This window comes from uncultured Serinicoccus sp. (assembly GCF_947500995.1).
In the GTDB taxonomy this organism is placed as follows: Bacteria; Actinomycetota; Actinomycetes; order Actinomycetales; family Dermatophilaceae; genus Ornithinicoccus.
The window spans coordinates 175,624-197,778 of the sequence record NZ_CANMUA010000009.1; the positions used below are offsets into that span (position 1 = coordinate 175,624).

Here is a 22,155-nt window from a genome sequence, read left to right on the forward strand (position 1 = left end):
CGTGAGCGACCCGCTCTTCCTGCTGCCCACGTCCTCCCTCGTCGGTGACGACCTCGTCCTGGACGGTCCCGAGGGTCGGCACGCGGCGACCGTGCAGCGCATCGCGGTGGGGGAGAGCGTGGTCGTGTCCGACGGCGCCGGACAGGGGGCCCGGTGCCTCGTCGTCGGTGCTGGTGGCGACGAGCTGCGCCTCCGGGTGACCGAGCGCCTGGCGGACGACGAGCCTCGGCTGCGGCTCGTGCTGGCCCAGGCGCTCGCCAAGGGCGACCGCGACCTGCAGGCCGTCGAGACGGCGACCGAGCTGGACGTCACCGAGGTCGTCCCGTGGCAGGCCGACCGCAGCATCGTGCGGTGGCGTGGCGAGCGGGCGGCCAAGGCCCTGCGCCGGTGGGACCAGACGATCGTCGCCGCCACGAAGCAGTCGCGGCGGCTGCGCCGGCCGCGGCTCGCCGACCCGGTGGGGCGGCGCGGACTGCTGGAGCGCGCCGCCGGGGCCGACCTCGTCCTGGTGCTGCACGAGGAGGCGACCGAGCCGCTCAGCACCGTCCGGCTGCCGGAGGCCGGGGAGGTGCTCCTCGTCGTGGGCCCGGAGGGCGGGATCGCGCCGGAGGAGCTGTCCGACCTCGTGGCCGCCGGGGGGCGCGCCGTGCGGCTGGGGCGCAGCGTCCTGCGCACGTCCACGGCCGGCCCGGCGGCGCTGGCCGTCCTCGCAGCCGCCGCGTCACGGTCGTGGCGATGAGCACCCCCACCCGCGCGGCCGGGGTGCGGGAGGAGCCGCGGTCGATCTTCTCGCCCGGGGTCCGCAGCGCGTCGGTCGGCGCGACCGTGCTCATCGCGATCTTCGCGCTGGAGTACATCGCGGTCGGCGCGGCCATGCCCACGGTGGCGGCCGCCCTGGACGGCTACCACCTCTACAACATGGCCTTCGGTGCGACCGTCGCCGCCAGCGTCGTGGGGATGATCGTCGGCGGCTGGTGGTCGGACCGCTCCGGCCCGCGACCGGTGGTGCTCGGCGGCGGTGCCGCCTTCGTCGCCGGGCTGCTGGTGGCCGGGTTGGCCACCTCCATGGAGGTGTTCGTCGTCGGGCGCGGCCTGCAGGGTCTCGGGAGCGGGCTGGCCAGCGTGGCGCTCTACGTCGTCATCGCCCAGCGGGTCCCGGACGCGCTCCGGCCCGCGGTCTTCTCCCTGCTGGCCGCGGCCTGGGTGCTGCCGGGGCTCGCCGGGCCCCTGCTCACCGGTCTGGTCGTCGAGCACCTGTCCTGGCGCTGGGTGTTCCTCGGGGTGGCGCCGGGCTTCGTGCTGGCCCTCGGGGTGCTCCGTCCGGCGCTGCGGGCCACCCGTCCCAGCAGCGACGCCGGCCACCTCCGGCCGGGCATCATCGGCTGGGCGGTCGTTGCCGCCATCGGGGTCGGCCTGCTCAACCTCGCCGGCGAGCGCATCCAGCCGTGGGAGTACGCCCTGGGCGCGGCGCTGCTGGTGCTGCTCGCCGTCGCGGCGCACCACCTCCTGCCCCGCGGGGCACTCGTGCTCGCGCGCGGGCTGCCCTCGGTCGTGGGTGTCCGGGCCGCGCTGGGCGCCTCCTTCGTCGCGGCCGAGGCCTACCTCCCGCTCATGCTGCGCGACGAGCACGGCTACAGCCCGGCGCAGGCGGGCGGCGTGCTCGCCGCCGCCTCGGTCACCTGGGCCCTCGGGTCGTGGTTCCAGGGCCGGGCCGCTCCCGAGACCGACCGCTACCGGTTGATGCTCGCCGGCGTCCTGGGGTATGCCGTGATCATGACGGTCCTGGGGGTCGGGGTCTGGGGGTCCTGGCCCGGGTGGGTCGTCATCGCCCTCTACGGCCTGGCGACCTTCGGGGTGGGTGTCGCCTACCCCAACACCTCCGTCCTGACGCTGCGGCTCTCCAGGGAGCAGGAGGTGGGCCGCAACTCCTCGGCCCTGCAGGTGGGCGAGGCGCTCGCCAGCGCGCTCGCCCTGGCCGCGACCGGGGTGGTCTTCGGCCTCACCTACGGGAGCGCGCCGCACACCGCCTTCGTCGGGACGCTGGTCGTCTCCGTCGCCGTCGGTCTGCTCTCGGTGCTCAGCGCAGCACGGGCGCGGCCCGCGGGGACGGCGTCGGTCGGCCCCGGCGTCTAGACTGGAGACCCTGATGACGCAGACCGACACCAGCCCACAACCCCAGCCCACGCATACCGTCGTCATCCCCGACGAGGTGCCCATGGTCACCCTCCTCGGCCCCCGCGACGAGCTGCTGCGCACCGTCGAGCGCGCCTTCCCCCGGGTGGACGTGCACGTGCGCGGCAACGAGTTCCGGCTCACCGGCGACTCCGCCGAGCTGGCCCTCGTCGAGCGCCTCGTCGACGAGCTGCTCGCCATCGTCGGACGCGGACAGCCGCTCAACCGGGACGCCGTCGAGCGCAGCATCGGCATGCTGCGGACCGCGACCTCGGACCGGCCGGCGGACGTGCTGACGATGAACATCGTCTCGAGCCGGGGCAAGACCATCCGGCCCAAGACCCTCAACCAGAAGCACTACGTCGACGCCATCGACGCGCACACCATCGTCTTCGGGCTCGGCCCGGCGGGCACCGGCAAGACCTACCTGGCGATGGCCAAGGCGGTCGCCGCGCTGCAGGCCAAGCAGGTCAACCGCATCATCCTCACCCGACCGGCGGTCGAGGCGGGGGAGCGCCTGGGCTTCCTCCCGGGCACCCTCACCGACAAGATCGACCCCTACCTGCGCCCCCTCTACGACGCGCTGCACGACATGGTCGACAGCGAGTCGATGTCCAAGCTCATGGCGGCGGGCACCATCGAGGTGGCCCCGCTGGCCTACATGCGCGGGCGCAGCCTCAACGACGCCTTCATCATCCTCGACGAGGCCCAGAACACCTCTCCCGAGCAGATGAAGATGTTCCTCACCCGCCTCGGGTTCGGGTCCAAGATGGTGGTCACGGGTGACACCACGCAGGTCGACCTGCCCGGCGGCACGCAGTCCGGTCTGCGGGTGGTCCAGGACATCCTGGACGGCGTGGAGGACATCCACTTCTCCCACCTCACCAGCCAGGACGTCGTGCGTCACCGGCTGGTCAGCGACATCGTCGACGCCTACGGACGGTTCGACGAGCGACGCCAGCGGCGGGGCCCGCGGCGCCAGGCCTCCGGGTCGGCCGCCGGAGGGTCGTCCCCCCACGAGGACACCTGATGATCGAGGTCCTCAACGAGTCGGGGGAGGTCCCGGCCCCGGTGCCGGAGCAGGAGCTCGCGGACCTGGGCCGACACGTGCTGGACCAGCTCCGGGTCAACCCCCGGGCCGAGCTCACCATCACCCTCGTGGACGAGGAGACGATGGCCCACCTGCACCAGCGCTGGATGGACCTGCCCGGGCCCACCGACGTCATGAGCTTCCCCATGGACGAGCTGCGCCCCGGCGGCAGCGCGGGCCGACCCGAGGACGACGCGGGCACCGAGGCCGGGGTCCTCGGCGACGTCGTGCTCTGCCCGTCCGTCGCGCGAGCCCAGGCCCAGCAGGCGGGCCACGCGGTCGGTGACGAGATGCTCCTGCTCACGACGCACGGCATCCTCCACCTGCTCGGCTTCGACCACGCCGAGAAGGCCGAGGAGCGGGAGATGTTCGACCTGCAGCGGACGTTGCTGCTGACCTTCCTGGCCCAGAGGGGCCGGACCACCCGGGCGGCCGACGACGACGTGGTGGGGCGCCCGTGACCACGCTCGTGCTCGTGGCGGTCGTGACGACGACCATCGCCTTCCTGCTCACGGCGGGCGAGACCGCGTTGCAGCGGGTCAGCCTGCGGCGGGCCGAGCAGCTCGTCGAGGAGGGTCGCACCGGGGCCCGGGCGCTGGAGCGCATCGCGGGCGGCGCCGCGCCATACCTCGCGGTCGCCGCCTTCGTCCGCGTCGCCGCCGAGGCGGCCACGGCCGTCCTGGTGACCGTCGCCGTCGACATCCGCACGGACTCCCACCTGCAGACCGCGCTCATCGCCGTCGGCATCATGGTCGTCGTGACCTTCGTGGTGGTGGGGGTCTCCCCGCGGACGCTGGGGCGCCAGCACACCGAGCCGGTGGCGCTCGTCGCCGCTCCCGTGGTCCGCCTGCTGCGCCTCTTCCTCGGGCCGGTCGCCAAGCTGCTCGTGCTCTTCGGCAACGCGGTGACCCCGGGCCGGGGGTATGCCGAGGGGCCGTTCGCCAACGAGACCGAGCTGCGCGAGCTGGTCGACCTGGCCGGGGAGTCCTCGGTGATCGAGGACGACGAGCGGGAGATGATCCACTCGATCTTCGAGCTCGGTGACACCGTGGCCCGGGAGGTCATGGTGCCCCGCCCGGACCTGGTGACCATCAAGGGCGAGAAGGTGCTGCGGCAGGCGATGTCGCTGCTGCTGCGCTCGGGCTTCTCCCGGGTCCCCGTGGTGGGGGAGGACACCGACGACGTGCTCGGGATGCTCTACTTCAAGGACGTGGCGCGCGCGGTCAACAGCCGTCCCGAGGCGGCCGGCGTCGTGGCGGTCACCGACGTCATGCGGCCCGTGCAGCGGATCCCCGAGATGAAGCGGGTCGACGAGCTGCTCAAGGAGATGCAGCGCGGCCGGCAGCACGTCGCCGTCGTCATCGACGAGTACGGCGGCACCGCCGGCCTCGTCACCATCGAGGACATCGTCGAGGAGATCGTGGGCGAGATCACCGACGAGTACGACCGCGACAGCGTCGACGTCGAGGAGGTCGTCCTCGACGACGGGACGTCGCGCACGCGGGTCCCGGCGAACCTGCCGGTGGACGACCTGGCGCAGATGTTCGACGTCGAGATCGAGACCGAGGACGTCGACTCCGTCGGCGGGCTGCTCTCCACGGCCATCGGCATGGTGCCCATCCAGGGTGCGGTCGGCGAGGTCGCGGGGCTGGAGCTGACCGCGGAGCGGATGGCAGGTCGTCGGCGCCGGGTCGCGACCGTCCTCGTGCGCCGGGTCCCCGTCCCCGAGCCGGAGCTGGAGGACCCGCGCGCCGGCCGCGGCGAGGCGGGCGCGGACCACCCGCGCGCGGAGCCGCAGGACGGGCGGGCTGCGGAGCCTGCCACCGACGCCCTCGTCCCCCGGGGCGAGCGGTCCACCCACCACGAGGACGAGGTGAGCACCAGTGCCCGATGAGCAGCCCTACCGCGCGGGGTTCGTCAGCCTGGTCGGACGGCCCAACGCCGGCAAGTCGACCCTGACCAACGCCCTCGTGGGGAGCAAGGTCGCGATCACCTCCTCCAAGCCGCAGACCACGCGGCACGCGATCCGCGGCATCCGGACGACCGAGGCCTCCCAGCTCATCCTGGTCGACACCCCTGGCCTGCACCGACCGCGCTCGCTGCTGGGCCAGCGGCTCAACGACCTGGTCCGCGAGACCCTGCTCTCGGTGGACGTCATCGGCTTCTGCATGCCCAGCGACCAGCGGGTCGGTCCGGGCGACACCTTCATCGCCCGCGACCTGGCCGACCTCCACCAGGCCCGCCGGGTGCCCGTCGTCGCCATCGCCACCAAGTCCGACGCGGTGAGCCGGGACCGCCTGGCCGAGCACCTGGTGGCCATCGACCAGCTGGGGGAGTGGGACGCGATCATCCCGTGCTCGGCCACCCGTGGCGACCAGGTCGAGGAGGTGGCCGACCTGCTGGCGTCCTACCTGCCCGAGTCGCCGCAGCTCTACCCCGCCGACCAGGTCACCGACGAGTCGACCCTCGTGCAGATCGCCGAGCTGGTGCGCGAGGCGGCTCTCGAGGGCGTGCGCGACGAGCTCCCGCACAGCCTGGCCGTGCAGGTCGAGGAGATCGTCCTTCGACCGGACCGCCCGGAGGACTCGCCGCTGTCGGACGTCCGCGTCAACGTCTTCGTCGAACGCCCGAGCCAGAAGGCCATCATCATCGGCCGGGGCGGCTCCCGGCTGCGCGACGTCGGCACCGAGGCCCGGCAGGGGATCGAAGAGCTCATGGGGCACCGGGTGCACCTGGACCTGCACGTCAAGGTGGCCAAGGACTGGCAGCGCGACCCCAAGGCCCTGGACCGGCTCGGCTTCTGAGTCTCCACCCGCGCCGGGCAGGGTGCGCCAGCGGGGAACCCGCCACGGTCTGCGCGGCGCCGAAGGCCCAGCCCGTCCCGACGACACGCCCACCGCGACCGGCTCAGCCACGCACGTGCGCGCCTGAGCCGGTGCGGCCGGGTGTGTCGTCGGCCGTGGCGTTCACGTGCGCGCATGGGCCGGTGCGGCCGGCGTGCGGTGGGGACGGAGGCGGCACCGACCGACCGGGGTCAGGGCATACCCGGGAGCGCCGTTCCGTGGCAGAGTGGGCACCATGAAGAAACTGCTCAACGACCCCGCTGACGTGGTCGTCGAGGCGCTGGCGGGGATGGCTGCGGCCCACCCCGACCACCTGCGCGTCGACCTGGACCACAAGCTCGTGCTCCGGGCCGGCTCGCCGGTCTCCGGCAAGGTCGCCCTCGTCTCCGGCGGGGGCTCGGGCCACGAGCCGCTGCACGGCGGTTTCGTGGGCCGCGGGATGCTCGACGCCGCCTGCGCGGGGGAGGTCTTCACCTCGCCGGTGCCGGACCAGATCCTCGCCGCGACCACCGCCGTCGACGGTGGCGCCGGGGTGCTGCACATCGTCAAGAACTACACCGGCGACGTCATGAACTTCGAGATGGCCGCCGAGCTCGCCGCGGATTCGGGCGTGCAGGTCGAGGCCGTCGTCACCGACGACGACGTCGCCGTGCAGGACAGCCTCTACACCGCTGGGCGCCGCGGGGTGGGCGTCACCGTGCTGCTGGAGAAGATCGTCGGGGCGGCGGCCGAGGAGGGCCAGGACCTCGCGACCTGCGCGGACCTCGCGCGCCGCGTCAACGCCCAGGGCAGGTCCATGGGCATCGCCCTCACCTCCTGCACGGTGCCGGCCGCCGGCAAGCCGACCTTCGAGCTGGCGGACGACGAGATGGAGATCGGCATCGGCATCCACGGCGAGCCGGGCCGCTCCACCGAGAAGCTCGCGCCCGCCCGGGACGTCGCGGCCAGGCTCGTCGAGCCGGTCGTCTCCGACCTCGGCCTGGAGCGTGGTGAGTCGGTCATCGCCTTCGTCAACGGCATGGGCGGCACGCCCCTCCTGGAGCTCTACGTCATGTACGGCGAGGTGGCCCGCCTGCTCGAGGACGCCGGGATCACCGTCGCCCGCTCGCTGGTCGGCAACTACATCACCTCCCTCGAGATGGCCGGATGCTCGGTCACGCTGCTGCGGGTGGACGAGGAGATGGTGCGGCTCTGGGACGCCCCCGTGGACACGCCCGGCCTGCGATGGGGAGGATGAGGGCATGGCTGACCTCACCGCATTCCAGTCCTGGATCGCCGCGTGCTCGGAGAGCATCACGGCCCACGCCGACGACCTGACCGAGCTCGACCGGGCGATCGGCGACGCCGACCACGGGAGCAACATGAGGAGGGGCATGACCGCCTGCGCGGCCCTGGCCGAGCAGGAGGACTTCTCCAGCATCGACGCCTACCTCAAGAAGGTCGGGATGACCCTGGTGAGCACGGTCGGTGGCGCCTCCGGGCCGCTCTACGGCACCTTCTTCCTGCGGCTGGCCGGGCCGCTGGCCGCCAGCGAGGACGTCGGTGCCCGGGAGTTCGGCCAGGCATTGCGCGCGGGTGTCGAGGGCATCGTCGCCCGCGGCAAGGCCGAGGCCGGCGACAAGACGATGTATGACGCGTTCTCTCCTGCGCTGGACGCGTTCGAGTCCACGGCCGGGTCCGGGTCCGAGCTCGCCGAGGCACTCCGTGCGGCAGCGGACGCAGCGGCGCAAGGCCGGGACGCGACCGAGCCGATGGTCGCCCGCAAGGGCCGCGCGTCCTACCTCGGGGAGCGCAGCGCAGGCCACCAGGACCCCGGGGCCACCAGCGCCACCCTGCTCATCGAGGCCGCCGCGAAGACCCTGTCGTGAGCCGACCTCGATGATCTCCCTGGTCGTCGTCTCCCACAGCCGTGCCCTGGCGCGGGCCGCCGTCGCCCTCGCCGCCGAGATGAGCCCGGAGGACGGACCTCGTCTGGAGGTGGCCGCCGGGCTGGACGAGGAGACGACCGGCACCGACGCGGTCGCCATCGCCGAGGCCCTGGGCCGGGCGGACGACGCGTCCGAGGGCGCCGGGGTCCTCGTGCTCGTCGACCTGGGCAGCGCCGTCCTGTCCACGGAGATGGCGCTGGAGATGATCGACCCCGAGGTCGCCGGTCGGGTCAGGGTCAGCCCGGCGCCGCTGGTGGAGGGGCTGGTCGCCGCCACCGTGGCCGCGGGCACCGGCGCCGACCTGGCGACCTGCGCCCTCGAGGCGCGGCGCGGCCTCGACGCCAAGACCTCCCACCTGGGGGACACCCCGGACCCCGCCGAGCCTGTGGCCGGGGGCGGGACCGGCGACGCGACCGACGACGAGGAACCCGGCGAATGGGCGGGGGTCGAGGTCTCGGTGACGGGCGAGCACGGCCTGCACGCCCGCCCCGCTGCGCGCCTCGTGTCCACGGCCGCCGCCGCCTCGCCCGGCACCCGGGTACGCGTGCGCAACGTGACCACCGGGACCGGGCCGGTCGACGCCCTGAGCCTCTCCGGCGTCGCGACGCTGGGTGCCCGCCAGGGCCACGTGCTCGGGGTGGAGGCGACGGGCGACCGCGCCGACGAGGTGCTCCGCCAGATCGAGCAGCTGGCGGCGACCGCCTTCGGGGACGAGCCCGGCCCGGCACAGCCGCTGGCCGACGACGACGCACCGGCCCCCTCGGTGAGCGAGGAGCCGGGGGTGGCCGGCTCCGGGCTGGAGGCGGCCATGGGCCCGGCCGTGCTCGACCGGACGGTGCCGGACCCCGACGACGTCGTCGCCGGCAGCGAGCAGGAGGAGCAGGACCGGCTCGACGCCGCGGTCGCCGACGCGCTGGACGCCCTGGAGCAGCTGTCGGCACGCGCGCGCCGCCATCTCGGCGACGGGCAGGCGGAGGTGTTCGAGGCCCACGCGGCGCTGCTGCGGGACCCCGAGCTGCTCGGCGACGTCGCCCGGCGGATCTCCGCGGGACAGGCCGCGGCCCTCGCCTGGCAGGACGCCGTGCAGGAGGTCGCCGGACGGTTCGAGGCGCTGCCCGACGCCTATCTGCAGGAGCGCGCGCAGGACGTGCGCAGTATCGGTGAGCGGGTGATGCGGGTGCTGCTCGACGTCGGCGAGGCCGAGGCGCTCGGCGAGGGCGTGCTCGTCGTGGACGAGCTCGACCCGGCGCTGGCGATCTCGCTGGACGCGGGCGCCATCCGCGGGGTCGTGACGCGTCAGGGCGGGGCCCTGGGGCACGGGGTGCTCATCGCCCGGGCGCGCGGGCTCCCGGTGCTGACCGGTGCCGGAGCACGCGCCGACGTCGCGGCGGGCACGCTCATCGCCTTCGACGCGCGGGCCGGGCGGTTGGAGATCGACCCCGCCCCCGAGGTGCAGACCGCCTTCTCCCAGATGCTCGAGAGGCGCGCCGCCGAGCGCCAGCAGGCGCTCGCCGACACCCACCTGCCCGTCGTGACGCGCGACGGGGCGCGGGTGACGGTCAAGGCCAACGTGTCCTCGGTCGCGACCGCCCGGCTGGGTGCCGGGCTCGGGGCCGAGGGGTCCGGGCTGGTCCGCACCGAGGCCGTGTTCGCCCAGTGGCACCGGGCCCCGACCGTCGACCAGCAGGTCGAGGTCTACTCCGCGATCGCCCAGGCCTTCGACCCGCATGCCGTGACCATCCGCACGTGGGACGTCGGCGGTGACAAGCCGCTGGACTTCATCCCCATCGAGGAGGAGACCAACCCCTTCCTCGGCGTGCGGGGGATCCGCGCCTTCCGCGAGGACCCCTCGTTGCTGCTCGACCAGCTCGAGGCGCTGTGCCGGGTCGCGCGGGGGCAGCGCCTCAACGTGCTCTTCCCCATGGTCACCTCCCTGGACGACGTCGACTGGGCCCGGGCCCGGCTCCAGGAGGCGGCCCGCCGCGTGGGGCTGTCGGCACCTCCCCACCAGCTGGGCGTCGGCATCATGGTGGAGGTGCCCGCCGTCGCGGTGCGCCTGGCGCGCCTGGCCCACGGTCTCGACGTCATCTCGATCGGCAGCAACGACCTGAGCCAGTACACCCTGGCCGCCGAGCGCGGCAACCCGCATGTCGCCGCGTGGTCGGACGGGCTGGACCCGGCGGTGCTGCAGCTCATCCGGCTGATCTGCGACCGCGCGCCCGAGGGCGTCGTCGTCAGCCTGTGCGGCGAGCTGGCCAGCGACCCGGACGTCGCCGGGCTCCTCGTGGGCCTGGGCGTGCGCGAGCTGAGCGCCGCGCCCAGCGCGGTCCCGACCATCAAGGCCCGGCTCCGGGCCGGGTCCCTGCGGGGGATGCAGGACCTCGCGGCGAGCGCCGTCACCGCCCGTGACGCCGCGGCGGTCCGTGACCTCCTCGCCCTGCACGCCTGACACCGCACCGGCACGCGCGGCGGGGCCGCACCGGAGGTGTTCTCAGCGCACCCCGCGGGGCCGGAACTGGATGCTGATCCGCGGGCCGACGGGGGCGGAGGTCTTGGGGACGCAGTGGTCCCAGGTCCGCTGGCAGGAGCCGCCCATGACCAGCAGGTCGCCGTGGCCGAGGACGTGCCGGATGCTCGTCCCGCCGCCGCGGGGGCGCAGGAGCAGGGCGCGGGGAGCCCCCAGCGACACGATCGCCACCATGGTGTCGTGCTCCTTGCTGCGACCGATCCGGTCACCGTGCCAGGCCACGCTGTCGCGCCCGTCGCGGTAGAGACACATGCCCGCGGTGACAAACGGCTCGCCCAGCTCGTCGGCATACCGGCGGCTCAGCTCCTCCCGCGCCGCGGTCAGCACCGGGTCCGGGAGCCGCTCGCGCTCGGCGTAGAAGCGCAGCAGCCGGGGCGTCGTCACCTGACGGTCCCACATCTGTCGTTCCTCGCCGCGCCACTGCACGCCCGCCGGGCCGCCGAGCGCGAGCCGGGAGAAGAGCTCGTCCGAGCCGGTGACCCAACCCGGTCGGACGTCCACCCACGCGCCGTGGTCGAGGACGGTGCGGCGCAGCCCGCCGGCGAGGGGGCGCAGGCCGACCTCGTCGACCTGGTCCAGCAGCGATCCCTGGAGCATCATGGCCCTACTGTAGAACACGTGTACGAAGAGCGCCAGGGTGTGGTCGCCGCGGTCCCCGGTGCGGGATGCCCACCCACGGGGGCGCTCGGTGGGACACTGGGGGTATGCCGACCTACCGCGACGCCGCGATCGTGCTGCGGACGTACAAGCTCGGTGAGGCGGACCGCATCGTCATCCTGCTCGGGCGCACCCGCGGCCGGATCCGCGCGGTCGCGAAGGGGATACGGCGCACCTCCAGCAAGTTCGGGGCTCGGCTCGAGCCTGGCATGGTGGTCGACGTCCAGTGCTACGAGGGACGCACCCTCGACACCATTACCCAGGCCGACGGGCTGGCGCCCTACGGCGATGCCATCGCCCGCGACTACCCGGCCTGGACCGCGGCCAGCGTCATGCTGGAGACCTGCGAGCAGCTCACCGAGGAGGGGACGCCCGCGCTGCAGCACTTCCGGCTGCTCGCGGGGGGTCTGGCGGCGCTCGCCGCCGGGGACCACGACGCCCGCCTCGTCCTGGACTCCTACCTGCTGCGGGCGCTGGCCATCGCCGGCTGGCGGGCGAGCTTCGTCCACTGCGCGCGCTGCGGCATGACCGGGCCGCACCGCGCGTTCCACGTCCCGTCCGGCGGCTCGGTCTGCCCGGTATGCCGTCCGCCCGGCTCCACCGCGCCCGCGCCGGAGACCATGGCGCTGCTCGCCGCCCTGTTCACCAGCGACTGGGCCGTCGCCGACGCCAGCCAGAGCCGGCACCGCGGCGAGGCGAGCGGCCTCGTGGCGGCATACCTGCAGTGGCACCTGGAGCGTGGCGTGCGCTCGTTGCGACACCTGGAGAGGACCCCCTGAGTGAGCACCCACCCCCGGCAGCCCTTCGCCCACCCCTCGGGTGCGACGCCGCCGCCGGTGCCGCGCGACCTCGTCCCGCGCCACGTCGCCGTCGTCATGGACGGCAACGGTCGGTGGGCCAACCAGCGGGGCCTGAAGCGCACGCAGGGGCACGAGGCGGGGGAGGCCTCGCTGCTGGACGTCATCGCCGGCGGCATCGAGATCGGCGTGCAGTGCATCAGCGCCTACGCGTTCTCCACCGAGAACTGGCGGCGCAGCCCCGACGAGGTCCGCTTCCTCATGGGCTTCAACCGGGCGGTCATCCACCGCCGTCGCGAGGAGCTCGACTCCTGGGGGGTGCGGGTGGTCTGGTCCGGGCGCCGGCCGCGGTTGTGGAGATCGGTCGTCTCCGAGCTGGAGTCCGCCGAGCGGCAGACCGCCGACAACGACGTCATCACCCTCAACTTCTGCGTCAACTACGGCGGGCGGGCCGAGATCGGCGACGCGGTCCGGCGCATCGCCGAGGACGTCCAGGCCGGGCGGCTGTCGCCGCGTGGCGTCGACGACCGGACGATCGGCCGCTACCTCTACCACCCCGAGGTGCCGGACGTGGACCTCTTCGTCCGCAGCTCGGGTGAGCAGCGCACCTCCAACTTCCTGCTCTGGCAGAGCGCCTACGCCGAGATGGTCTTCCAGGACGTGCTCTGGCCCGACTACGACCGCCGCGACCTCTGGCGGGCGATCGAGCAGTATGCCTCCCGGGACCGCCGGTACGGCGGTGCCGTGGACACGCCGCAGGGCTGAGGTCCCGCAGGGTGGGGAGCCTCAGCGGCAGGAGGAGCAGGTGCCGACGATCTCCAGCGTGTGCGCCACGTCGGTGAACCCGTGCTCGGCGGCGACGGCGTCGGTCCAGCGCTCGACCGTGGGGCCCTCGACCTCGACCGTGCGGCCGCAGACCCGGCACAGCAGGTGGTGGTGGTGCCCGGTGGAGCACTTGCGGTAGACCGCCTCGCCCTCGCCGGTGCGCAGGACGTCGACGTCGCCGGAGTCGGCCAGCGTCGACAGGGTCCGGTAGACGGTCGCCAGGCCCACCTTCTCCCCGGACTCGCGCAGCTGGGCGTGCAGGTCCTGGGCGCTGGTGAAGTCCTGGGTCGAGCCCAGGGCGTCGATCACCGCCGACTGCTGGCGGGTGGGGCGTCGGGTCGTCGTCATCGGGTCACCTCCTCGCGGTCTCCCAGGGTATGCCGTCCGGTCCGCGCCCCGGCCACCCCGCCCGACCCAGGGTCGGCGTCGGCGGACGGGTGGTCCGCGTGCTCGTCGTAGTGACCCTCGTGCGCGGCGTGCCGGTGCCCGTCGTGCAGGTAGTCCACGTGGTCCCCGTGGGCCACCGCCTCGTGGCCGCATCCCGGCCCGTGCTCGTGCAGGTGGCGCTCGGCGTGCCGGTGCCGGGCGGTGGCGACCGCCTTGCGGAGGCTGCCGCCGAGGACGGCCAGCGCGAAGAGGGCGATCGCCAGCAGGACGATCGTGCCGCCCGAGGCCGTGTCGGCGTAGTAGCTCGTCATCACCCCGCCGACGGAGGAGACCACGCCGAGGCCGACCGCCCACCAGGTCGCCGCGCGGAAGCTCGCGGAGAGCTGCTGCGCCGCGGCGTTGGGGATGATCATGAGCGCGCTGATGAGCAGCAGCCCGATGACCCGCATCGCGACGACCACGGTCACGGCGGTGAGGACGGCCAGGACGATGTTGAGGGCCAGGACCGGGAGACCGGAGGCGCGGGCGAACTCCTCGTCACCGGCGACGGCGAAGAGGCGCTGGCGCAGCACCACGGTGACGAGGACGATCACCGCCGACAGGGCCGTGAAGACCGCGACGTCGCTGCGGGTGGTCGTGGTGATGGAGCCGAAGAGGTAGCCGGTGAGGTTGGCGGTCTGCGCGCCCTCGACCTTGTTGATGATGACGACGCCCGCCGCGAGACCGCCGTAGAACATCAGCGCCAGCGCGACGTCCCCGGAGGTGCGGCCCCGGGCGCGGATGAGCTCGATGACCACGCCGGCGAGGACGGCCGCGACCAGCGCCGTCCACACCGGGCTGCTGTCGGTCACGACCCCGATCGCCACCCCGGCCAGCGCCACGTGGCCCAGGCCGTCGCCGACGAGGGAGAGCCGGCGCTGCACGAGGAAGATGCCGACCAGGGGCGCGGCCAGCCCGACGACGAGCGCGGCCAGCAGCGCGTTGCGCATGAAGTCGAGGGCGAGCATGTCGCTCACGCGTCCTCCCGTCCGGCGGCGCGGGCGCGCTCGGCCTGGTGCGCGGCATACTCCTGCGGCGTGCCGTCGAAGCTGAGGTGCCCCGCGTCGACCGCGAGGACCCGGTCCACCGTCCCGCGCAGCGCCCCGAGCTCATGGGTGACGACGAGCATGGTGGTGCCGCTCGTCGCGAGCCCGCGCAGCACCCCGGCGAGGACCTTCTGGCTCGCCTCGTCGACGCCCGCCGTGGGCTCGTCCATGACCAGCACCTCGGGATCGGCGACGAGCGCCCGCGCGATGAGCACGCGCCGCTGCTGCCCCCCGGAGAGGGTGTCGACGTCGAAGCGCGCACGGTCGGCGAGGCCCACCGTCTCCAGCGCGCGACGCACCGCCTCCCGGCCGCGGCGCCCGGCCGGGCGCCACCAGGGCCGGGTGGCGAGCAGACCGGTGGCCACGATCTCGGCCACCGTGGCCCGGACGCCCCCGCTGAGGGTGTGCCGCTGCGGCACGTAGCCGATGCGCGTCCGGTCCCTGAGGCGGGCCAGCGGGGTGCCCAGCACCTCGACCGTCCCGCCCAGGTGGTCGGAGAGGCCCAGCAGACCGGTGACCAGTGTGGTCTTGCCCGAGCCGTTGGGTCCCAGGACGGCCACCACCTGCCCCGGGGCGATCGCCAGGTCGACGTCGGTCACGACCGGGCGACCGAGGTGGCCGAAGCTGGCGCGGCGCAGGTCGACGACGGGGGGAGGCGCGCTGACCCCGGTGCTCACGAGCAGCCCAGGCCCTCGGACATGGCCTCGAGGTTGGCGCGCATGATCTCAATGTAGTCGCTGTCGGCGGTCGCCTCGGTCAGGCTCTCGATCGGGTCGAGGGTGAGCACCTCGACCCCGGTCTCCTGCGCGACGGTGCGGGCGATCTGGTCACCGACCAGCGGCTCGGCGAAGACCGTCTCGACCCCGAGCTCCTCGACCTGGGCGCTCACCTCGGCCAGCCGGGCCGGGGAGGGCTCGGAGTCGGGGGAGATGCCGGTGATGCCGTACTGGTGCAGGTCGTAGCGGGACGCTATGTAGCCGAACGCCTCGTGCGAGGTGACCAGGTCACGGCTCGCGCAGTCCGCCAGGCCCGCGGCGTACTCCTCGTCCAGGGCCTCCAGCTCGGCGACCAGGTCGGCGACGTTGTCCTGGTAGGTGTCCGCGCCCTCGGGGTCGACCTGCGCGAGCCGCTCGGCGACCGCCTCGGCGACGTCGGCGTAGCGCTGCGTGTCCAGCCAGAAGTGGGGGTCCTCGCCCCCGTGGTCGTGGCCGTCACCCTCCTCCTCGGCGTGCTCGTGCTCGTCGTGCTCCTCGGCGCTCTCGCCGGCACCCATGAGGTCGGCGACCGGGGTCACGTCGAGGGAGGTGTCGGGTGCCTGGCCGGCGACCGCGTCGTCGACCGCGGCCTGCAGGCCCGAGGAGTAGACGACGAGGTCCGCGCTGCCGACCGTCTGCACGGCCCGAGGGCTCAGCTCGGCGTCGTGCGGGTCGGCGCCGGGGCCGGTGAGGACGCTGATCTCGGCGCGCTCGCCGGCGATGCGCTGGACGAGGTACTCCAGCGGGTAGAAGCTCGCGACCACCTCGAGCGAGGCGTTCTCGCCGGACCCGCCCGACCCCTCGCTCCCGCTCCCCTCCGACGTCGAGCCGCAGGCCCCGAGGACGAGGGCGAGGCAGGAGGCGAGGATCACGGGGGTGCGCAGACGGGGCATACCTCCCAGTCTGGGCAGCGTGAGAATGATTGTCAAAACAGCAGCTGCCCCCGGGCTGCCCCCGGTCAGCCCCGGGGGACCAGCTGGACCACCGTCACGGCGAGGAAGAGCAGCAGCACCGCCACCCGCATGAGCCGCTCGACCCCGGTCAGCCGCGGCCAGGAGAGGTAGAGCAGCCAGCCGACGAAGGCCAGGGCGACGCCGACGAGGATCCAGCCGGCGGTGCCGCCGAGGATGCCGCCCCCGAGGATGAGCAGCAGCAGCGCCAGGAACGGCAGCCACACCGGCAGCCTGGCCAGCTGCAGCAGGGCCGGTCGGCTGGCCCGCTCGACGGCGCTGCGGACCGGCCCGGGCGTGGCCGTGGTGCCCGCTGCCTCGCGGTCGGGGGAGGGCTCGCTGGTGCTCACCGGACCAGCCTAAACCGGGTCCGGGGCCCCGCCGCACGCCGCTTAGACTGGGCGCATGGCTCCCTCCACCGTCGATACCGTCGTGTCCCTGTGCAAGCGCCGAGGCTTCGTGTTCCCGTCGGGAGACATCTACGGAGGCACCCGGTCGGCCTGGGACTACGGCCCCCTCGGCGTCGCCCTGAAGGAGAACATCAAGCGGCAGTGGTGGCGCTCCATGGTCCAGACCCGGGACGACGTCGTCGGCCTCGACTCCTCGATCATCCTGCCGCGTCAGACCTGGGTGGCCTCCGGTCACGTGGGTGAGTTCTCCGACCCCCTCACCGAGTGCCAGTCCTGCCACAAGCGCTTCCGGGTGGACCACATGCAGGAGGCGGTGGCCGAGAAGGCGGCCCGTAAGGGCAAGGACGTGGACCCCGACGACGTGTCGCTCGAGGACATCACCTGCCCCAACTGCGGCAACAAGGCGTGGACCGCCCCGCGCGAGTTCAACATGATGCTCAAGACCTATCTCGGGGTCATCGAGGACGAGTCCGGCCTGCACTACCTGCGCCCGGAGACCGCCCAGGGCATCTTCGTCAACTTCGCCAACGTCCTGGGCACCTCCCGCAAGAAGCCCCCCTTCGGCATCGCCCAGACCGGCAAGTCCTTCCGCAACGAGATCACGCCGGGCAACTTCATCTTCCGCACCCGTGAGTTCGAGCAGATGGAGATGGAGTTCTTCGTCAAGCCGGGCGAGGACGAGGAGTGGCACCAGTACTGGATCGACGAGCGCACGCGCTGGTACACCGACCTCGGCATCGACCCCGACAACCTGCGTCACCTCGAGCACCCGGCCGACAAGCTCTCGCACTACTCCAAGCGGACCGTCGACATCGAGTACCGCTTCAACTTCACCGGCAGCGAGTGGGGTGAGCTCGAGGGCATCGCCAACCGCACGGACTTCGACCTGTCCACGCACAGCGAGCACTCGGGCCAGGAGCTGTCCTACTTCGACCAGGCCAGCGGGGAGCGCTACGTCCCCTACGTCATCGAGCCGGCGGCCGGCCTGTCCCGCTCGCTCATGACCTTCCTCGTCGACGCCTACGCCGAGGACGAGGCGCCCAACACCAAGGGCGGCGTGGACAAGCGGGTCGTCCTGCGCCTCGACCCGCGGCTGGCCCCGGTCAAGGTGGCCGTGCTGCCGCTCTCGCGCAACGCCGACCTCACGCCGAAGGCGAAGGACCTCGCCGCCTGCCTGCGCCAGCACTGGATGGTCGACGTCGACGACGCCGGGGCGATCGGCAAGCGTTACCGGCGCCAGGACGAGATCGGCACGCCCTACTGCGTCACCGTCGACTTCGACACCCTCGAGGACCAGGCGGTGACCATCCGCGACCGCGACTCGATGGGCCAGGAGCGGGTGTCGCTGGACCAGGTGGAGGCCTACCTCGCGCAGCGCCTCATCGGCTGCTGACGCACCGTCCGCGGACGACCGGTGGGCCGGAGGTATGCCTCAGCCGCCGGTGAGCAGGGCCACGCCCAGGCCCAGCATGACGAGCGCGATGAGTGCGTCGAGGACCTGCCAGGCCCGGGGTCGGGCGAGCAGCGGTGCCAGGCGCCGTGAGCCGAAACCGAGGGCGCTGAACCACAGGATGCTGGCGCCCACGAGCCCCGCGTAGTACCACCACCGGCCCTGCGGGCCGTGCGTGTTGGCGATGGACCCGAGCACGATGATGTCGAGGTAGAGGTGCGGGTTGAGCCAGGTCAGGGCGGCCATGGTGGTGAGGGCGCGGCGCAGGGACACCTGCCGCCCCGCGCCGGCCACCAGGGTCTCGCCCGGGCGCAGGGCGCGCCAGCCCACGTGCAGCCCGTAGCCGATGACGAAGAGCCCGCCGCCCCACCGCGCGAGCGTGAGGAAGGCCGGCCACTGCTGGACCGCCGCGCCGACCCCGAGCACGGCCAGCCCGATGAGGACCACGTCGGAGAGGGCGCACAGCGCCACCAGAGCGCCGACGTGCTGGCGGCGCAGCCCCTGCCGCAGCAGGTAGGCGTTCTGCGCACCGACGGCGGCGATGAGGGCGAGGCCGGTGAGGAGGCCGGCGACGATCGGGAGGGGCACGGTCACCACGGTAGGCGGCTCCCGGCCAGACCTGGGCATCAAGTGCCACGAAGGATTGTGCAGAACCTGTAGCGTCTCTTCACATGGACCTGGACCCCGTCGCGCTGACCACGTTGAGCGCGGTCGTGCAGGAGGGGACCTTCGACCGGGCCGCCACCCGGCTGCGCATCACCCCGTCCGCGGTGTCCCAGCGCATCCGGGCGCTGGAGCAGGCGCTGGGCCGCGTCGTCGTGACCCGCACCAAGCCGACCCGCGCGACGCCGGCTGGTGAGGTGCTGCTGCGCCTGGCGGGGCAGTGGGACGTCCTCGTGGGCGACGCGCTGGCCGAGCTCGTCCCCGAGCCCGACGGCACGGCATACCCGGCCGTGGCGGTGGTGGTCAACGCCGACTCCCTGGCCACCTGGCTGCTGCCTGCGCTCGCCCGGGCGCAGGCCGAGCTGGGGGTGGTGCTCGAGCTCGTCCGGGAGGACGAGGAGTACGCCTCCGACCGCGTCCGTTCCGGGTCCGCGCTGGCGGCGGTGACCGCCGACCCGACACCGGTGCCCGGCTGCCGGCTGACGTCGCTCGGGGCGATGCGCTACGTGGCCGTGTGCTCGCCCGCCTTTCACCGCCGGTGGTTCGCCGACGGGCCGCGGGCCACCGCGCTGGACGCGGCACCGATCGTGCGCTTCGACGAGCGCGACCGGATGCAGCACCGGGTCGCCCGGCGGTGGGCGCGCCGCGAGGTGGACCCACCGGCGCACGTGGTCGGGTCGAGCCACGGCTTCGCGGACGCGGTGGTCCTCGGGATGGGGTGGGGGATGCTGCCCGTGGAGTGGGCGGCCCCGCTCCTGGAGGGGGGCGCGGTCGTGGTCGTGGGCCCGCGCGCCGAGATGGAGGTGCCCCTGCACTGGCTCAGCGCCCGGTTGTCCTCGCGCACCCTCGACGTCCTGACCCGCTGCGTCACCGAGCAGGCCGCCCGGACGCTCACGCCGCGCAGCGGCCGGACCGTGCGGCCCCGCGACGATGGGACAATGGGTGGGTCATGACGATCACCGCCCCCGTCCTCCCGCCGCTGCAGATCGGCCCGCACACCATCGACTCCCCGGTGGTGCTCGCCCCCATGGCCGGCATCACCAACCGCGCCTTCCGGCGCCTGTGCCGGGAGTACGGGCAGGAGGGGCTCGCGGCGGCCGGGTCGGCCGGCGGCTCGGACTGCCTCTACGTCAGCGAGATGATCACCTCCCGCGCCCTCGTCGAGCGCACCCCGATCTCGATGAAGCTCATCGAGCACGAGGTGGGGGAGTCCCCCCGCTCCATCCAGCTCTACGGCGTCGACCCGGCGACCGTCGGGGCGGCCGTGCGGATGCTGGTCGAGGAGGACCGCGCCGACCACGTCGACCTCAACTTCGGCTGCCCGGTGCCCAAGGTCACCCGCAAGGGCGGGGGAGCGGCGCTGCCGTGGAAGACCGAGCTCTTCCGCGGCATCGTCCGCGCGGCGGTCCGCGAGGCCACCCCCGCGGGCATCCCGGTGACCGTGAAGATGCGGGTCGGCATCGACGCCGGGCACGAGACCTTCCTGGACGCCGGGCGCATCGCCGAGGACGAGGGGGCTGCCGCCGTGGCCCTGCACGCCCGCACCGCCGCGCAGGCCTACTCCGGCCAGGCCGACTGGAACCGCATCGCCGAGCTCAAGGCCGCGGTCACCTCGATCCCCGTCCTGGGCAACGGGGACATCTGGTCGGCCGAGGACGCGCTCGCGATGGTCGAGCGCACCGGCTGCGACGGCGTGGTCGTCGGGCGCGGCTGCCTGGGCCGCCCGTGGCTGTTCACCGACCTGGCCGCGGCCTTCGCCGGGTCCTCCCTGCGGGTGGAGCCCACGCTGCGGGAGGTGTGCCGGGTGCTGCGCCGGCACGCCGAGCTGCTCGCCGACTTCCACGGCGACGAGGGCCACGGGTGCCGGGACATCCGCAAGCACATCGCGTGGTACACCAAGGGCTTCCGCGTCGGGGGGCAGCTGCGCCACCAGCTCGGGCTCGTGCACACCCTGGCCGACCTCGACCGCCTCATCGACAGCCTCGACCTGGACCAGCCCTGGCCCGGCGAGGCCGCCGAGGGGCAGCGCGGCCGGGCGGGCTCCCCGCGGGTCGTGGCCCTGCCGGACCGGTGGCTGGAGGGTCGCGCCCTCGACGGCGACCAACGGGCCGCCGTCGCCCACGCCGAGCTGTCGGTGAGCGGCGGCTGACGGCTCAGCCTGCGGGAGCGGCGCCGGGCTCCTACCGTGGAGGGCATGGGACATCTCGATGGAAAGACCGTTGCCTTCCTGCTCACCGACGACTTCGAGGACAGTGAGCTCACCAGCCCCTGGGACGCCGTGGTCGAGGCCGGCGGGACGCCGCACCTCATCGCTCCGGAGTCCGGCAGCGTGACCGGCAAGAACGGCCACACGCAGGATGTCGACGTCGTCGTCGCCGACGCCGACCCCGCCTCCTACGACGCGCTCGTCCTCCCGGGCGGGGTCGGCAACGCCGACACCCTGCGTATGGACGAGGACGCCGTGGCCTTCGCCCGGCACTTCGGGGAGCAGGCCAAGCCGGTGTCGGTCATCTGCCACGGGGCGTGGATCCTCACCGACGCGGCCGTGCTCGACGGCCGCACCATGACCTCCTTCCCCTCCCTGCAGACGGACCTGCGCAACGCCGGCGTCACCTGGGTCGACGAGGAGGTCGTCGTGGACGACTGGCTGGTCTCCAGCCGCACCCCCGCCGACCTGTCCGCCTTCAACCGCGAGCTGGTGCGCTCCGTCGGCGGCTGATCAGCGCTCCACGGGGCGGTCGGGGACGCTGACCCAGTCGCTCCACGACCCGGCGTAGACCGCCGGTCGCGGGCCCACCCCGCGCGCCTCCAGGGCCAGCGCGAGGTGGGCCGCCTGCACCCCCGAGCCGCAGTAGACCGCGGTCGGGAGGTCCGTGCGTCCGCCCGCGTCGGTGAGCGCCTGCACGACGTGCTCGGCGTCGACGAAGCGACCGTCGGGCCCGAGCAGCGACAGCGCCGGCAGGCTCAGGGCCCCCGGGACGTGACCCGCGACCGGGTCGATGGTCTCGTTCTCGCCCCGGTAGCGGTCGGCGGGACGCGCGTCGAGCACCTGACCCCCCGATGCCTGGTGCCCGACCAGCGCGTCGGCGTCGAGCAGCTCCCGACCCGCTGCCCGCCCGGCCAGCACGACGTCGCCGGCCGCGACGTCCACCGGTCCGGAGTCCGTGGGCAGCCCGCCCGCCCGCCAAGCGGCCAACCCTCCGTCGAGCACGGCGCCCTCGAGGCCGTGGTGCGCGGCCACCCACCACGCGCGCGCAGCGCCCAGACCGGGACCGGCGTCGTAGAACACCACCGGGCGCCCGGCCCGGACCCCCGCGGCCCGCAGCCCCTGCTCGAGCTCCTGGCGCGAGGGCATCGGGTGCCGCCCGCCCCGCCCGTCGGGGCTGGGCGGAGCCGACAGGGCCGACTCCAGGTCGAGGAACGCCGCCCCCGGCAGGTGCTCCTCGAGGTAGGCCGCGTGGTTGGCCTCCCGTCCTGCGCCCAGCGACCAGCGCACGTCCACGAGGACGGGCCGTGAGCCGGGTGGGCCGACGAGTGCGGCCTGCAGCTCGTCGACGGTGACCAGCGGACCGGCGAGGGGGGTGCTGAGGGTGCCCATGCCGCGCACCCTAGCGCC

The 22,155-nt window shown here is 73.8% G+C and carries 23 protein-coding genes; 15 read left to right on the forward strand and 8 right to left on the reverse strand.

What is annotated here, in order from left to right:
• Position 1 precedes the first annotated feature (1 nt).
• The 9 genes from Q0967_RS14910 to ptsP all read left to right on the forward strand — a co-directional run bounded on the left by Q0967_RS14910 (position 2) and on the right by ptsP (position 10,482).
• On the forward strand, positions 2-739 hold the full coding sequence (locus Q0967_RS14910; protein WP_298751196.1) for a 16S rRNA (uracil(1498)-N(3))-methyltransferase: 738 nt from the start codon (positions 2-4) through the stop codon (positions 737-739).
• Complete coding sequence (locus Q0967_RS14915) at positions 736-2,133, forward strand: MFS transporter (protein ID WP_298751199.1); 1,398 nt, start codon at positions 736-738, stop codon at positions 2,131-2,133. Before Q0967_RS14910 ends, Q0967_RS14915 begins: the two co-directional genes overlap by 4 nt.
• Positions 2,134-2,146: 13 nt before the next feature.
• Positions 2,147-3,202 carry a PhoH family protein gene (locus tag Q0967_RS14920; RefSeq protein WP_298751201.1) on the forward strand — a complete coding sequence of 352 codons (1,056 nt, stop codon included), beginning with the start codon at positions 2,147-2,149 and terminating at the stop codon, positions 3,200-3,202.
• Positions 3,199-3,723 (forward strand): rRNA maturation RNase YbeY, encoded by a 525-nt coding sequence (gene ybeY, locus Q0967_RS14925; RefSeq protein WP_298751288.1) that lies wholly within the window; start codon positions 3,199-3,201, stop codon positions 3,721-3,723. The genes Q0967_RS14920 and ybeY overlap by 4 nt, the downstream gene beginning before the upstream one ends.
• Complete coding sequence (locus Q0967_RS14930) at positions 3,720-5,156, forward strand: hemolysin family protein (RefSeq protein WP_298751202.1); 1,437 nt, start codon at positions 3,720-3,722, stop codon at positions 5,154-5,156. Before ybeY ends, Q0967_RS14930 begins: the two co-directional genes overlap by 4 nt.
• Positions 5,146-6,066: a GTPase Era gene (era, locus tag Q0967_RS14935; protein WP_298751204.1), complete on the forward strand. Its 921-nt coding sequence runs from the start codon at positions 5,146-5,148 to the stop codon at positions 6,064-6,066. Before Q0967_RS14930 ends, era begins: the two co-directional genes overlap by 11 nt.
• A gap of 274 nt (positions 6,067-6,340) precedes the next feature.
• A complete protein-coding gene (gene dhaK / locus Q0967_RS14940) occupies positions 6,341-7,342 on the forward strand; it encodes a dihydroxyacetone kinase subunit DhaK (RefSeq protein WP_298751206.1) in 1,002 nt (333 codons plus the stop codon).
• A 4-nt stretch (positions 7,343-7,346) separates the two neighbouring features.
• Positions 7,347-7,973, forward strand: a complete 627-nt coding sequence (gene dhaL, locus Q0967_RS14945) for a dihydroxyacetone kinase subunit DhaL (protein ID WP_298751208.1) — start codon at positions 7,347-7,349, stop codon at positions 7,971-7,973.
• Between the two features lie 10 nt (positions 7,974-7,983).
• Positions 7,984-10,482 carry a phosphoenolpyruvate--protein phosphotransferase gene (gene ptsP / locus Q0967_RS14950; protein WP_298751210.1) on the forward strand — a complete coding sequence of 833 codons (2,499 nt, stop codon included), beginning with the start codon at positions 7,984-7,986 and terminating at the stop codon, positions 10,480-10,482.
• Between the two features lie 42 nt (positions 10,483-10,524).
• On the opposite strand, the gene Q0967_RS14955 is transcribed toward ptsP, so the two are convergent.
• Complete coding sequence (locus Q0967_RS14955; protein ID WP_298751213.1) at positions 10,525-11,160, reverse strand: alpha-ketoglutarate-dependent dioxygenase AlkB; 636 nt, start codon at positions 11,158-11,160, stop codon at positions 10,525-10,527.
• A gap of 104 nt (positions 11,161-11,264) precedes the next feature.
• Between Q0967_RS14955 and recO the strand changes: the two genes are divergently transcribed.
• A complete protein-coding gene (gene recO / locus Q0967_RS14960; protein WP_298751215.1) occupies positions 11,265-11,996 on the forward strand; it encodes a DNA repair protein RecO in 732 nt (243 codons plus the stop codon).
• On the forward strand, positions 11,997-12,779 hold the full coding sequence (locus Q0967_RS14965; protein ID WP_298751217.1) for an isoprenyl transferase: 783 nt from the start codon (positions 11,997-11,999) through the stop codon (positions 12,777-12,779).
• Positions 12,780-12,800: 21 nt separating this feature from the next.
• Here the strand turns inward: Q0967_RS14965 and Q0967_RS14970 are convergent, their stop codons facing one another.
• From Q0967_RS14970 to Q0967_RS14990, 5 genes are all read right to left on the reverse strand, one after another.
• The gene (locus Q0967_RS14970) at positions 12,801-13,187 is read right to left on the reverse strand and encodes a Fur family transcriptional regulator (RefSeq protein ID WP_298751219.1); all 387 of its coding nucleotides are present in this window, start codon (positions 13,185-13,187) and stop codon (positions 12,801-12,803) included.
• Positions 13,184-14,242, reverse strand: coding sequence for a metal ABC transporter permease (locus Q0967_RS14975; RefSeq protein WP_298751221.1), 1,059 nt, complete (start codon positions 14,240-14,242; stop codon positions 13,184-13,186). The genes Q0967_RS14970 and Q0967_RS14975 overlap by 4 nt, the downstream gene beginning before the upstream one ends.
• Entirely contained in the window at positions 14,239-14,988 is a 750-nt protein-coding gene (locus tag Q0967_RS14980) for a metal ABC transporter ATP-binding protein (protein WP_298751223.1), read from the reverse strand. The genes Q0967_RS14975 and Q0967_RS14980 overlap by 4 nt, the downstream gene beginning before the upstream one ends.
• Positions 14,985-15,959 (reverse strand): metal ABC transporter substrate-binding protein, encoded by a 975-nt coding sequence (locus tag Q0967_RS14985; protein ID WP_298751225.1) that lies wholly within the window; start codon positions 15,957-15,959, stop codon positions 14,985-14,987. Before Q0967_RS14985 ends, Q0967_RS14980 begins: the two co-directional genes overlap by 4 nt.
• Positions 15,960-16,024: 65 nt before the next feature.
• The gene (locus Q0967_RS14990; RefSeq protein ID WP_298751227.1) at positions 16,025-16,366 is read right to left on the reverse strand and encodes a DUF6703 family protein; all 342 of its coding nucleotides are present in this window, start codon (positions 16,364-16,366) and stop codon (positions 16,025-16,027) included.
• Positions 16,367-16,421: 55 nt separating this feature from the next.
• Here Q0967_RS14990 and Q0967_RS14995 point away from each other — a divergent pair, with 55 nt between their 5' ends.
• Complete coding sequence (locus Q0967_RS14995; RefSeq protein WP_298751230.1) at positions 16,422-17,819, forward strand: glycine--tRNA ligase; 1,398 nt, start codon at positions 16,422-16,424, stop codon at positions 17,817-17,819.
• Positions 17,820-17,858: 39 nt separating this feature from the next.
• On the opposite strand, the gene Q0967_RS15000 is transcribed toward Q0967_RS14995, so the two are convergent.
• Positions 17,859-18,470 carry a LysE/ArgO family amino acid transporter gene (locus Q0967_RS15000; protein ID WP_298751232.1) on the reverse strand — a complete coding sequence of 204 codons (612 nt, stop codon included), beginning with the start codon at positions 18,468-18,470 and terminating at the stop codon, positions 17,859-17,861.
• A 77-nt stretch (positions 18,471-18,547) separates the two neighbouring features.
• Here Q0967_RS15000 and Q0967_RS15005 point away from each other — a divergent pair, with 77 nt between their 5' ends.
• From Q0967_RS15005 to Q0967_RS15015, 3 genes are read left to right on the forward strand one after another with little or no spacing between them, the layout of a single operon-like run.
• The gene (locus Q0967_RS15005; RefSeq protein ID WP_298751234.1) at positions 18,548-19,492 is read left to right on the forward strand and encodes a LysR family transcriptional regulator ArgP; all 945 of its coding nucleotides are present in this window, start codon (positions 18,548-18,550) and stop codon (positions 19,490-19,492) included.
• On the forward strand, positions 19,489-20,688 hold the full coding sequence (gene dusB, locus Q0967_RS15010) for a tRNA dihydrouridine synthase DusB (protein WP_298751236.1): 1,200 nt from the start codon (positions 19,489-19,491) through the stop codon (positions 20,686-20,688). The genes Q0967_RS15005 and dusB overlap by 4 nt, the downstream gene beginning before the upstream one ends.
• A gap of 45 nt (positions 20,689-20,733) precedes the next feature.
• On the forward strand, positions 20,734-21,258 hold the full coding sequence (locus Q0967_RS15015; protein ID WP_298751238.1) for a type 1 glutamine amidotransferase domain-containing protein: 525 nt from the start codon (positions 20,734-20,736) through the stop codon (positions 21,256-21,258).
• Here Q0967_RS15015 and Q0967_RS15020 read toward each other — a convergent pair whose 3' ends face one another.
• On the reverse strand, positions 21,259-22,137 hold the full coding sequence (locus Q0967_RS15020) for a sulfurtransferase (protein WP_298751241.1): 879 nt from the start codon (positions 22,135-22,137) through the stop codon (positions 21,259-21,261). It abuts the gene before it with no gap.
• Positions 22,138-22,155: the final 18 nt, after the last annotated feature.

What these genes read in the sequence shown, in the direction of transcription:
- Q0967_RS14915 (WP_298751199.1), top strand. Translation starts at nt 736, where the DNA reads ATGAGCACCCCCACCCGCGCGGCCGGGGTGCGGGAGGAGCCGCGGTCG.
- Q0967_RS14920 (WP_298751201.1), top strand. Translation starts at nt 2,147, where the DNA reads ATGACGCAGACCGACACCAGCCCACAACCCCAGCCCACGCATACCGTC.
- dhaK (WP_298751206.1), top strand. Translation starts at nt 6,341, where the DNA reads ATGAAGAAACTGCTCAACGACCCCGCTGACGTGGTCGTCGAGGCGCTG.
- dhaL (WP_298751208.1), top strand. Translation starts at nt 7,347, where the DNA reads ATGGCTGACCTCACCGCATTCCAGTCCTGGATCGCCGCGTGCTCGGAG.
- ptsP (WP_298751210.1), top strand. Translation starts at nt 7,984, where the DNA reads ATGATCTCCCTGGTCGTCGTCTCCCACAGCCGTGCCCTGGCGCGGGCC.
- Q0967_RS14955 (WP_298751213.1), bottom strand. Translation starts at nt 11,160, where the DNA reads ATGATGCTCCAGGGATCGCTGCTGGACCAGGTCGACGAGGTCGGCCTG.
- recO (WP_298751215.1), top strand. Translation starts at nt 11,265, where the DNA reads ATGCCGACCTACCGCGACGCCGCGATCGTGCTGCGGACGTACAAGCTC.
- Q0967_RS14970 (WP_298751219.1), bottom strand. Translation starts at nt 13,187, where the DNA reads ATGACGACGACCCGACGCCCCACCCGCCAGCAGTCGGCGGTGATCGAC.
- Q0967_RS14985 (WP_298751225.1), bottom strand. Translation starts at nt 15,959, where the DNA reads ATGCCCCGTCTGCGCACCCCCGTGATCCTCGCCTCCTGCCTCGCCCTC.
- Q0967_RS14995 (WP_298751230.1), top strand. Translation starts at nt 16,422, where the DNA reads ATGGCTCCCTCCACCGTCGATACCGTCGTGTCCCTGTGCAAGCGCCGA.
- Q0967_RS15005 (WP_298751234.1), top strand. Translation starts at nt 18,548, where the DNA reads ATGGACCTGGACCCCGTCGCGCTGACCACGTTGAGCGCGGTCGTGCAG.
- dusB (WP_298751236.1), top strand. Translation starts at nt 19,489, where the DNA reads ATGACGATCACCGCCCCCGTCCTCCCGCCGCTGCAGATCGGCCCGCAC.
- Q0967_RS15015 (WP_298751238.1), top strand. Translation starts at nt 20,734, where the DNA reads ATGGGACATCTCGATGGAAAGACCGTTGCCTTCCTGCTCACCGACGAC.
- Q0967_RS15020 (WP_298751241.1), bottom strand. Translation starts at nt 22,137, where the DNA reads ATGGGCACCCTCAGCACCCCCCTCGCCGGTCCGCTGGTCACCGTCGAC.